This window comes from Streptomyces sp. ActVer (genome assembly GCF_027270795.1).
Taxonomy (GTDB): domain Bacteria; phylum Actinomycetota; class Actinomycetes; order Streptomycetales; family Streptomycetaceae; genus Streptomyces; species Streptomyces umbrinus_A.
The window spans coordinates 1-10,530 of sequence record NZ_JAPWHT010000368.1 but is presented as its reverse complement, the minus strand read 5'-3'; the positions used below and the strand labels follow the sequence as shown (position 1 = coordinate 10,530).

The 10,530-nt window shown below is 71.2% G+C and carries 11 protein-coding genes and 1 riboswitch; of the genes, 8 read left to right on the top strand and 3 right to left on the bottom strand.

Features of this window, described 5'->3' with window-relative positions:
- The coding region (locus O3Q52_RS39800) for a glycosyltransferase family 4 protein (protein ID WP_269653442.1) at positions 1 to 1,532 on the bottom strand (1,532 nt) is incomplete at its 3' end.
- 249 nt (positions 1,533 to 1,781) lie between these two features.
- On the opposite strand from O3Q52_RS39800, the gene O3Q52_RS39795 reads away from it, so the two are divergent.
- The 3 genes from O3Q52_RS39795 to O3Q52_RS39785 are packed head-to-tail and all read left to right on the top strand — an operon-like array spanning position 1,782 to position 3,051.
- Entirely contained in the window at positions 1,782 to 2,429 is a 648-nt protein-coding gene (locus O3Q52_RS39795) for a TetR family transcriptional regulator (protein WP_269653441.1), read from the top strand.
- 44 nt (positions 2,430 to 2,473) lie between these two features.
- Entirely contained in the window at positions 2,474 to 2,677 is a 204-nt protein-coding gene (locus tag O3Q52_RS39790) for a hypothetical protein (protein WP_269653440.1), read from the top strand.
- Complete coding sequence (locus O3Q52_RS39785; RefSeq protein WP_269653439.1) at positions 2,674 to 3,051, top strand: hypothetical protein; 378 nt, start codon at positions 2,674 to 2,676, stop codon at positions 3,049 to 3,051. Before O3Q52_RS39790 ends, O3Q52_RS39785 begins: the two co-directional genes overlap by 4 nt.
- A gap of 28 nt (positions 3,052 to 3,079) precedes the next feature.
- Here O3Q52_RS39785 and O3Q52_RS39780 read toward each other — a convergent pair whose 3' ends face one another.
- Positions 3,080 to 3,313, bottom strand: coding sequence for a ferredoxin (locus O3Q52_RS39780; protein WP_266740273.1), 234 nt, complete (start codon positions 3,311 to 3,313; stop codon positions 3,080 to 3,082).
- Positions 3,314 to 3,316: 3 nt separating this feature from the next.
- Positions 3,317 to 4,774 carry an aldehyde dehydrogenase gene (locus O3Q52_RS39775; protein ID WP_269653438.1) on the bottom strand — a complete coding sequence of 486 codons (1,458 nt, stop codon included), beginning with the start codon at positions 4,772 to 4,774 and terminating at the stop codon, positions 3,317 to 3,319.
- 207 nt (positions 4,775 to 4,981) lie between these two features.
- Between O3Q52_RS39775 and O3Q52_RS39770 the strand changes: the two genes are divergently transcribed.
- The 5 genes from O3Q52_RS39770 to O3Q52_RS39750 all read left to right on the top strand — a co-directional run.
- Complete coding sequence (locus tag O3Q52_RS39770) at positions 4,982 to 6,007, top strand: MBL fold metallo-hydrolase (RefSeq protein WP_269653437.1); 1,026 nt, start codon at positions 4,982 to 4,984, stop codon at positions 6,005 to 6,007.
- Between the two features lie 164 nt (positions 6,008 to 6,171).
- Positions 6,172 to 6,266: riboswitch (cobalamin riboswitch) on the top strand.
- Positions 6,267 to 6,392: 126 nt separating this feature from the next.
- The gene (locus tag O3Q52_RS39765; RefSeq protein WP_269653436.1) at positions 6,393 to 7,661 is read left to right on the top strand and encodes a prenyltransferase/squalene oxidase repeat-containing protein; all 1,269 of its coding nucleotides are present in this window, start codon (positions 6,393 to 6,395) and stop codon (positions 7,659 to 7,661) included.
- Complete coding sequence (locus tag O3Q52_RS39760) at positions 7,658 to 8,329, top strand: SCO2322 family protein (protein WP_269653435.1); 672 nt, start codon at positions 7,658 to 7,660, stop codon at positions 8,327 to 8,329. Before O3Q52_RS39765 ends, O3Q52_RS39760 begins: the two co-directional genes overlap by 4 nt.
- Before the next feature lie 91 nt (positions 8,330 to 8,420).
- Positions 8,421 to 9,668 carry an energy-coupling factor transporter transmembrane component T gene (locus O3Q52_RS39755; RefSeq protein ID WP_269653434.1) on the top strand — a complete coding sequence of 416 codons (1,248 nt, stop codon included), beginning with the start codon at positions 8,421 to 8,423 and terminating at the stop codon, positions 9,666 to 9,668.
- Positions 9,665 to 10,530 (top strand): ABC transporter ATP-binding protein (locus tag O3Q52_RS39750; protein ID WP_269653433.1); only part of this gene is annotated, 866 nt, incomplete at its 3' end. The genes O3Q52_RS39755 and O3Q52_RS39750, both read left to right, overlap by 4 nt.

Genomic DNA, 10,530 nt, shown 5'->3' with positions numbered 1-10,530 from the left:
GGGGCCGGAGGGGTGGCTGACGCCGGGGCCGGAGGGGTGGCTGACGCCGGGTCCAGCGGGGTGGTGGACGCCAGGTCCAACGGGGTGGCCGACGCCAGGTCCGGAGAGGTGGCGGGCGCCGGGTCAGCATCCTGTGAGGCCGCGGAGCGGCCGGGAAGCTGGGGCGCGGAGCGGTCAGTGCCTGCCGCGGAGCGGCTTTGGGTCCTGGCCGCGGAGCGGCCGACGCCTGCCGCGGAGCGGGCTCCGTCGGCAATCGCCTCGCGGTAGCGGGCGACCGTGCCTTCCGCGGCCTTGGCCCACGTGAACCGCTCCAGCACGCGCGAGCGTCCGGCTGAGCCGAGTCGTTCACGCAACCGGGGGTCACCCAACAGCCTGCTCAGCCCGGCGGCCAGCGCGCCCGCGTCGCCGGGCCTGACGGCCAGGCAGGTCTCGCCGTCGGGGCCGGTGACCTCGGGGATGGCCCCGCCGGTCGTGGCCACGAGCGGCGTACCGGTGGCCATCGCCTCGGCGGCGGGCAGCGAGAAGCCCTCGTAGAGGGAAGGCACGCAGGCGACCTCGGCGGACCGTACGAGGTCGACGAGCTCCGCGTCCGAGATGCCCTTCACGAACTCGACGGAGCCTTCGAGGCCGTACCGCTCGATGAGCTGGGCGACCGGCCCGTCCTCGGCACGCTTACCGACGACGACGAGGTGGGCGGCGGGATGCTCCGTTCGGACCTTGGCGAGCGCCTCGACGAGGAAGACGAGGCCCTTGAGGGGAACGTCCGCGCTGGACGTGGTGACGATCCGGCCCGGCACCTGCGGCACGGACGGATCCGGCGAGAAGAGGTCGGTGTCGGCGCCGATGTGGACGACGTGGATGCGGTCGTCGCGTACGCCGAGGTGGTCGACGATCTCCTGGCGGGACGTGCCGGAGACGGTGAGCACGGAGGGGAGGCGGCGGGCGACGCGCTTCTGCATGCGCGTGAACGCGTACCAGCGGCGTACGGACATCCGGCGGCGCCGGCCCTCCGCGGCGTCCAGCTCCAACTGCCGGTCCACGGTGATGGGGTGGTGGATGGTGGTGACCAACGGGGCGCCCACATCCCCCAGCAACCCATAGCCCAGGGTCTGGTTGTCGTGCACGACGTCGAAGTCGCCGCGGCGGGCGCGGAGATGGCGGCGGGCCCGCAGGGAGAACGTCAGAGGTTCCGGGAAGCCGCCGGTCCACATCGTGCCGACCTCGAGCGCGTCGACCCAGTCGCGGTACTCGTCACGCTTCGGCGTCCGAAAGGGATCCGGGTGGCGGTACAGGTCGAGGCTGGGCAGTTCCGTGAGGGAGAGCCCGTCGAGCCCTTCGCCCTCGTCGAGCACGGGGTAGGGCTGGGAGCCGATGACCTCGACCTGGTGGCCGAGGCGGGCGAGCTCGCGCGAGAGGTGCCGTACGTAGACACCCTGGCCGCCGCAGAACGGGTTCCCTTTATAGGTGAGGAGCGCGATGCGCAGCGGTCGGTCGGCGTCGGCGGCCGAGCCCGCGTGGAGGCCTGCCTCCATGGCCTCATGGGTCACTCTCGGCCCCCTTCTTCCAGCACGTTCCCGCGAGATTACTTCGGGACGGTAATCTAGAACAAGTTTCAGACTTGATCGTTCAGGGAGCACAGAATCTACCGGCAGGTAGCTCTCCTGTGAGCGGTGGATCAGGTGATTCACGCCACGGCCGGGCTCTACTCTGCTGTCGCCCACTCGTCCCCATCGAGCCCTCTGTTGTACGAATCTTGTACGAACGTCACGGAATCGGGATCCATGCCTGCGGAAGCCAAGACTGCGGCGAAGGCCGCGCAGCCGGCGGTACGGGCCGCGCAGCCGGTCACTCCCCCGCTCACCGAGCGCCAGGAGGCGCGGCGGCGGCGCATCCTGCACGCGAGCGCGCAGCTGGCGAGCCGGGGCGGGTTCGACGCCGTGCAGATGCGGGAGGTCGCGGAGTCGTCCCAGGTGGCCCTGGGCACGCTCTACCGCTACTTCCCGTCCAAGGTGCACCTGCTGGTCGCGACCATGCAGGACCAGCTCGCCCATATGCACGGGACGCTCCGCAAGAAGCCGCCGGCGGGCGACACGGCGGCGGAGCGGGTGGCGGAGACGCTGATGCGCGCCTTCCGCGCCCTTCAGCGCGAGCCGCATCTCGCCGACGCGATGGTCCGCGCCCTGACGTTCGCCGATCGCAGCGTCAGCCCGGAGGTCGACCAGGTCTCCCGCCAGACCACGGTGATCATCCTCGATGCGATGGGCCTCGACGACCCCACCCCCGCCCAGCTCTCCGCGGTCCGAGTCATCGAACACACCTGGCACTCGGCCCTGATCACCTGGCTCTCGGGCCGCGCCTCCATCGCCCAGGTCAAGATCGACATCGAGACGGTGTGCAGGTTGATCGACCTGACGTCAACGGACGACTGACCTGTGCTACTGCCATCGATTTCACCGCTGCTACCATTTTCGGCATGCCGATGATCACAGTGGAATTCACCGAGGAAGAGCTCGCTTTCGCCAAGGCGCACGCGGCCTCGCTCGGCAAGTCGATGCGTTCCCACGCGCACGACATAATCCTCGCGGACGCACAGCGGACGGCGTTCCTGCAGGGTGTCGACGAGACCGTCGCGTGGGCCATGGACGTGTTCAAGGACATGCCGGAGGGCATGCGTTGAGCCCTGTCATCCGCGTCGACGCGGGGTGGATCCTGGAGGTCCAGACGCGCGTCTCGCCCGTCAACACCCCCGTCGCCGACTGGGGCGCCCTGGATGCCATGGCGGACCGCCACCTCTTCGAGCAGCCACACGGCCAGCTCTACTACGAGGAGCCGGCCGCGCGTGCCGCCACGTTGTTCCACACCGCTCTGCTCCTGCGGCCCTTCGCCGACTTCAACGCCGTCATCGGCTGGGCCTGCACCGCGCTCTACATGAACGCCTCCGAGCAGCCGGTCGACCCCAAACCCGACGACGTTCACCTGCTGGCCGGAGCCATCCGAGCCCAGGAAGCAGACCTCCGGGACGTAGCCCGCACCATCGCCTCCTGGCGGTAGGACCGGCAGGCCCCGCCACCCTCCGCGCTCACTCCTCCGGCGGAAACACCGCCTCCCCGCTCCCCAGCAGGGTGATCATGATCGCCTCCACCGGACACCCCTCCGCCGCCTCCAGGACCTTCTCGTTGGCGTCGGCCTCCGGCTCCGCCGGGTGGGACTGCATGGCGGAGTCGAGGTGGAAGGCGGTGGGGGCGAGGTGGGTGCACTGGGCCGAGCCGATGCAGAGGGAGCGGTCGACCTCGACGTGCCAGCGGTCGCCCATCGGTCAGGCCTCCCAGCCGGCGGGCAGGTGGATCATCTTGTGCTCCAGGAACTCGCTGTAGCCCTCGGGGCCGAACTCGCGCCCCAGGCCGGAGTTCTTGTAGCCGCCGAAGGGGCCGAGCATGTCGAGGCTGAAGGTGTTGACGGAGTACGTGCCGGTACGGACCTGGCGGGCCACGTCGATGCCACGCGCCACGTCGGCCGTCCAGACGCTGCCGCTCAGCCCGTAGTCGGAGTCGTTGGCGATCTTGACCGCCTCGGCCTCGTCGCCGTACGGGAGAAGGCAGATCACCGGCCCGAAGATCTCCTCGCGAGCGATCCGCATGGAGTTGTCGACGTCACCGAAGAGCGTCGGCTCGACGTACCAGCCGCGGTCGAGACCGGGCGGACGCCCGCCGCCCGTGAGGATCTTGGCGCCTTCCTCCTGGCCGATACGGATGTAGTCGAGGTTGCGCTGCTGCTGCCGTTGCGCGACCAGCGGGCCCACCTGGGTCGCCGGATCCAGCGGATCGCCGACCACGAGCGCGTTCGCGGCCGCGGCGAACGCCTCCGCGAACTCGTCGTAGCGCGAGCGCGGCAGCAGGATGCGGGTCTGGGCGACGCACGCCTGGCCGTTGTTCATCCAGGCCGCCGAGACGATGCCCGGCACGGAGGTCTCGATGTCCGCGTCCGGCAGGACCACCGCCGCCGACTTCCCGCCCAACTCCAGTGTCACGCGCGTGAGATTGCGCGAGGCGACCTCCATGACGCGCCGGCCCGCGGCGACCGAACCCGTGAAGGAGACCTTGTCGATTCCGGGATGCCCGACGAGATACTCGCTCACCTCGCGGTCCGCCGGCAGGATCGACAGAACTCCCTCCGGCAGCCCGGCGTCCTTCGCGATCTCGCCGAGTATGTACGCGTCGAGCGGCGACTCGGGTGAGGGCTTGAGCACGACCGTGCAGCCGGTCAGCAGCGCGGGCGCGAGCTTGGCCGCCGCCACGAACTGCGGGACGTTCCAGGGCGCGACGGCCGCGACGACCCCGACCGGCTCGCGCCGAACGAGGATCTTCCCGAGCACTCCGTCGCGCGCCTCCTCGTACGTGAAGTCCCGCGCGACCGTGATCGCCGCGTCCCACACCATCATCGCGCCGAGGGCCTGCGCGAGGACGCTCCAGGAGTACGGGGAGCCGTTCTCGGAGGAGATGACGCGGGCGATCTCCTCGTGACGTACGGCGATCCCGTCCTTGATCCGGTTGACGACCTCGATGCGCTCGTCGAGGGACATCCGCGGCCAGGGCCCCTCGTCGAACGCGGTCCGCGCGACCGCGACGGCCCGGTCGACGTCCGCCCGCGAGGCGTGCGGCACCCGGCCGATGACCTCCTCGGTGTGCGGGGAGACCACCTCGATCACGTCCTGGCCCAGGGGAGCGGCCAGCTCCCCGCCGATGAACAGCTGTCCGTGTTCCACGAGCTCGGTCATGGCCGACTGCCTCTCCGCGGGACTTTTTCTGACGGTTCATCAGAAACAACAACACTGGAACTGATACCAGTTCCGGTTGGAGGAGTCCACGGACCTCACACCACTTCACCGCTCCCGTGATCCATCACCCCGACCCGGTGAGTGACTTGGGCTCCCATTGGAACTGGTTCTAGTTATAGTGGCCGGGAGTCGGCGACAGGGGAACCCATGGCACAGGTGACCGATCACGGCGGCGGCGTACGGTCCGTCGAGGTTCCCATCCCGGACAATCCACTCGGAACGACGCTCGTGTATGTCGTGGACACCGACCGCGGGCCGGTGCTGATCGACACGGGCTGGGACGACCCGGCGTCCTGGGACGCGCTCGTGGAGGGGCTCGTGACGTGCGGGACATCCGTCGCGGAGATCCACGGAGTGGTGATCACCCATCACCACCCGGACCACCACGGCCTGTCGGGCAAGGTGCGGGAGGCGTCCGGCGCCTGGATCGCGATGCACGCCGCCGACATCTCGATCGTACGGCGGACGCGCGGGACGAAGCCCGGACGCTGGTTCACGTACATGGCCGACAAGTTGACCGCCTCGGGCGCGCCCGAGGAACACGTGGCGCCGATGCGCACCGCCCGCTCGCGGATGTTCCCCGGCGCCTCCCCCGCGCTCCCCGACCGCGAGATCGTCCCCGGCGAGTTCCTCGACCTCGCCGGCCGCCGGCTCCGCGCGATCTGGACCCCGGGCCACACCCCCGGCCATGTCTGCCTCCACCTTGAGGAGGCCCACCCTGCCCAACTCCCTGGCCACGGGCGCTTGTTCTCCGGCGACCACCTGCTGCCGAGGATCACCCCGCACATCGGCCTGTACGAGGACCCGGACGACGAGACCGTCGCCGACCCGCTCGGTGACTACCTCGACTCCCTGGAACGGATCGGCCGCCTCGAACCGGCCGAGGTCCTCCCGGCCCACCTGCACGCGTTCACCGACGCCCCGTCCCGCGTAAGGGAGTTGCTCGACCACCACGAGTCCCGCCTGACGGACCTCCGCTCGCTCCTCTCCACCCCGCTCACCTCCTGGCAGCTCGCCGTCCGCATGGAGTGGAACCGCCCGTGGGACGACATCCCCTACGGATCGAGGAACATCGCTGTCTCGGAGGCGGAGGCCCACCTGCGCCGACTGGTGAAACTGGGCCACGCGGAGGCGGTACCGGGGAGCGATCCGGTGACGTACATGGCTGTTTGAGCCCGCCTTCCCCGGACGCACGGGCATGTCCGGTGGCTCAAAGGTGGAAGCGTCCGCGCGGGAGCCCGGCCGGACAGGGCGGCCCCACAGGCGGCCCCACAGGCGCCCCTCAGGGTCTTGCTACGGGCCGGTACAGTGAGCAGGTCGTCATCACAGTCGTACGGGGGGAAGCCGGTGCAAATCCGGCGCTGACCCGCAACCGTGTGCCGCCCGGCCGATCAGTGGATCAGTCGATCAGGGGCGGTGAGCCGGACTGCCCCGTACGGACGTGACCGGCTCGCGTCACCGGAACCGCCGGTGACCGGCACCGTCGAGGCATACGGAGCCGAGCCGCCTTGGATTCCAGGCTGCCCGGCTCCCTGACCGGGAGAGGCATCCGCCGATCATGTTTGTCCGCCGCAGCGCAGCGGTACTGGCCGCCACCGCCGTGATCGGTACGGCGTTCGCGCCGGCCGCCCTCGCCGACGAGTCGCCCGGCGCGACCCCGTCCCAGGCGTTCCCCTCCGCCCTGTACGGCGGCACGGACCCCACCTACGACGGCGTCTGGCGGCAGTCGCTCGCGCTGCTCGCCCAGGACACCGTGGATGTGAAGCCCGCGAAGAAGTCCGTCGACTGGCTCGTCGGCCAGCAGTGCGAGAGCGGGGCCTTCGCGGCGTACCGCCCCGACCCGAGCGCGAAGTGCGACGCCAAGACCAAGGTCGACACGAACAGCACGGCCGCCGCGTTGCAGGCCCTGGAGGCCCTCGACGCGAGCGACGCCGTGACGGGCGCGGCCGTGAAGTGGCTGAAGTCCGTGCAGAACAAGGACGGCGGCTGGGGCTACTTCCCCGGCACGCCCAGCGACACCAACTCGACGTCCGTCGTGATCGGGGCCCTGGACGCCGGGGACACCGACCCGAAGGACGTGCCCTCGAAGGACGACCGGACGCCGTACGACGCCCTGCTCGGCCTCTCCGTCCCCTGCGACGGGACCGGCGGCGGTGCCTTCGCCTTCCAGCCGGACAAGAAGGGCAAGCTCGCGGCGAACGCGGACGCCACGGCGGCGGGGGTGCTGGGTGCCCTCGGGGAGGGGCTCGACACCGATCCCGACGAGGACGGTGACGACAAGGCATCGCCGAAGGCGTCCCAGTGCACGGGCGGCGACTCCTTCACGATCGAGGACGCGGCGGCCAACGGTGCCCTGTACCTCGCGGGCGCGGTCGCCAAGAACGGCTACCTGAAGTCCTCCCTCCCCGGCGCCGAGGACCAGCCCGACTACGGCAACACCGCCGACACGGTCGTCGCGCTCGCCGCCGCGGGCCGCACGGCCGACACCGAGAAGCCGCTGGCCTGGCTGGAGAAGAACTCCGGTACCTGGGCGGCGAAGAGCGGCCCGGCGGCGTACGCGCAGCTGATCTTCGCGGCGAACGCCACCGGCACGGACCCGCGCGCCTTCGGCGGCGCCGACCTCGTGAAGCAGCTCGGCGCGACCGGCCCCGCGGCGACGTCCTCCGACGCCTCCACCGCCCCGGCGGACGGCAAGAACGACGAGGCAGATGCTTCGGACGAGGACGACGGCGGGGTCAGCCTCTGGTGGATCATCGGGGTCGGCCTGGTCGGCGGCATCGGCATCGGCTTCCTCCTCAGCGGCCGTAACAAGAAGCAGCAGCCGTGACCTGCCGCCGCCTGGTTCTGCCGGTCCTGTGTCTCCTGCTCGCCGTCCTCGGCACGGCGGGGCAGGCCCAGGCGGTCGGCTACCGCTACTGGTCCTTCTGGGACCGGGACTCCACCGCCGGTACGTGGGTGTACGCGACCCAGGGGCCGTCGACCGCGCGCCCCTCGGACGGTGACGTCCAGGGGTTCCGCTTCTCGGTGAGCGAGGACTCGAAGGACTCGGCGAAGCCGCGCGGGGGCGCCGACTTCGCGACGATCTGCGCGAAGACGCCCGCGCGGGAGGGGTCCAAGCGGGTCGGCCTCGTCCTCGACTTCGGCACGGCCGCGGACGCCCCGTCCGGCTCGACACCGCCCCGCCCCCGCACGGCCTGCGCCCTCATCGACGACGACGCCACGACCGCGGACGCCCTCGCCGCCGTCGCCAAACCCCTCCGCTACGACACCAACGCCCTGCTCTGCGCCATCGCGGGCTACCCCACCACGGGCTGCGGAGAACCGGTCGCGGGCGACCGCCCGAAGACTTCGGCGTCGCCCGGCACGGAGGCGGAGAGCAAGCGCGGTGACGGCAACGGGGACGGCGGCCCCTCGGTGGGCCTGCTGGCCGGAATCGCCGCGGTGGCGGCCCTGGGCGCGGCAGCCGTGTGGCAAGCACGCCGCCGCCGCGACTGACGGGCCTTGCGATGACCGCCAGCAACGACGACCGACACCGGGGACGCGATACCGCAGCTGCCAGTGCTGTGGGCAGGCGTTCCGCAGGGCGATGGGGGTCCCCCCGCTTGAGCGGAGCCGAGAGTGGGGGAGGGTGGGCACAGCCGCAGACTCCGGGTGCCCTGTCCCAGGAGTCCAACGCAGACTCACCGCCCCACAGGCAACCCGCACCAACGCAATCCACCCAGGCGCCTGGTGGCTCTGGGCCCTGGGCCTGGGCACGGCAGCCTCCCGCACAACGAACCCCCTCCTCCTCACCCTCCTCATCGGCGTAGCCGGCTACGTAGTAGCCGCCCGCCGAACAGAGGCCCCCTGGGCCCACTCCTACGGCGCCTTCGTGAAACTCGCCCTGGCCGTCCTGCTCATCCGCCTCGCGTTCGCAGTGGTCCTCGGCTCCCCCATCCCCGGCACCCACACCCTCCTCACCCTCCCCGAACTCCCCCTCCCCGACTGGGCGGAGGGCATCCGCATCGGAGGCCGAGTCACCGCGGAAGGCCTCGTCTTCGCCCTCTACGACGGCCTGAAACTCGCCACCCTCCTCATCTGCGTAGGCGCGGCGAACGCCCTCGCGAACCCGGCCCGCCTCCTCAAATCCCTCCCAGGAGCCTTGTACGAAGCGGGAGTTGCCGTAGTAGTGGCCCTCACCTTCGCCCCGAACCTGATCGCGGACGTCCAGCGCCTGCGCGCCGCCCGTCGCCTCCGAGGCCGCCCGGACAAGGGCCTGCGCGGCCTGCTCCAGGTCGGACTCCCGGTTCTGGAGGGCGCGTTGGAGCGGTCCGTCTCCCTCGCGGCGGCGATGGACGCGCGCGGCTACGGCCGCACGGCGGACGTACCGCGAACCGTCCGCCGCACCACCGCCGCACTCACGCTCGGCGGCCTGGTCGGGGTCTGCGCCGGAACGTACGGCCTGCTCACCGCGGAAGGCGGCAGCTACGGCCTGCCCGTACTGCTCGCCGGACTCGCCGCGGCCCTCGGCGGCCTGTGGCTCGGCGGCCGCCGCTCGCTGCGTACCCGCTACCGGCCGGACGCGTGGGGCGTACGCGCATGGCTGGTCGCCGCGTCCGGCGCGGCGGTCGCGACGCTGCTGATCCTGTACGCCTCGTACTCCCCGTCCAACTCCGCGGCCCTGCACCCCGGCATGGTCCCGCTGACCGCGCCGACCCTCCCCCTGTGGCCCGCGGCAGCAGTCCTGCTCGGCCTGCTCCCCGCCTTCATCGCCCCCGCACCCGAGAACACCCGCCCCAAGACCGCCCACCCCGAGCACACACGCCCCGAGAACACCCGCAAGGAACCCTCATGATCCGCTTCGAGAATGTCTCCGTGACATACGACGGAGCGGCAGGGCCGACCGTCCAGGACATCGAACTCATCGTCCCCGAGGGGGAGTTGATGCTACTGGTCGGACCGTCCGGGGTCGGCAAGTCGACGGTGCTCGGCGCGGTGAACGGACTGGTCCCGCACTTCACGGGCGGCACCCTGCGCGGCCGCGTGACGGTGGCGGGCCGCGACACCCGTACCCACAAGCCGCGCGAACTCGCGGACGTGGTCGGCACGGTGGGCCAGGACCCGCTGTCGCACTTCGTGACGGACACGGTCGAGGACGAACTCGCCTACGGAATGGAGTCGTTGGGCCTCGCGCCCGACGTGATGCGCCGCCGCGTCGAGGAGACGCTCGACCTGCTCGGCCTCGCCGACCTGCGCGACCGCCCCATCTCCACGCTCTCCGGCGGGCAGCAGCAGCGCGTGGCGATCGGCTCGGTCCTCACCCCGCACCCCAAGGTCCTGGTCCTCGACGAACCGACCTCGGCCCTCGACCCGGCCGCCGCGGAGGAGGTACTCGCCGTCCTCCAGCGCCTCGTCCACGACCTCGGCACGACGGTCCTCATGGCCGAGCACCGTCTGGAACGCGTCATCCAGTACGCCGACCAGGTCGCCCTCCTCCCCACCCCCGGCGCCCCGCTCGTACTGGGCACACCGTCCGAGGTCATGGCCGTTTCCCCGGTGTACCCGCCGGTGGTGGCACTGGGCAGGCTCGCCGGTTGGTCACCCCTGCCGCTGACGGTGCGGGACGCCCGTCGACGAGCAGGCGCACTCCGGGAGCGGCTGGAGAACACCACGTACGAACCGGCGAACACGACGAGCACGTACGCGAACACCGCAGC

What these genes read in the sequence shown, in the direction of transcription:
- O3Q52_RS39795 (WP_269653441.1), top strand. Translation starts at nt 1,782, where the DNA reads ATGCCTGCGGAAGCCAAGACTGCGGCGAAGGCCGCGCAGCCGGCGGTA.
- O3Q52_RS39790 (WP_269653440.1), top strand. Translation starts at nt 2,474, where the DNA reads ATGCCGATGATCACAGTGGAATTCACCGAGGAAGAGCTCGCTTTCGCC.
- O3Q52_RS39780 (WP_266740273.1), bottom strand. Translation starts at nt 3,313, where the DNA reads ATGGGCGACCGCTGGCACGTCGAGGTCGACCGCTCCCTCTGCATCGGC.
- O3Q52_RS39775 (WP_269653438.1), bottom strand. Translation starts at nt 4,774, where the DNA reads ATGACCGAGCTCGTGGAACACGGACAGCTGTTCATCGGCGGGGAGCTG.
- O3Q52_RS39770 (WP_269653437.1), top strand. Translation starts at nt 4,982, where the DNA reads ATGGCACAGGTGACCGATCACGGCGGCGGCGTACGGTCCGTCGAGGTT.
- O3Q52_RS39765 (WP_269653436.1), top strand. Translation starts at nt 6,393, where the DNA reads ATGTTTGTCCGCCGCAGCGCAGCGGTACTGGCCGCCACCGCCGTGATC.
- O3Q52_RS39755 (WP_269653434.1), top strand. Translation starts at nt 8,421, where the DNA reads ATGGGGGTCCCCCCGCTTGAGCGGAGCCGAGAGTGGGGGAGGGTGGGC.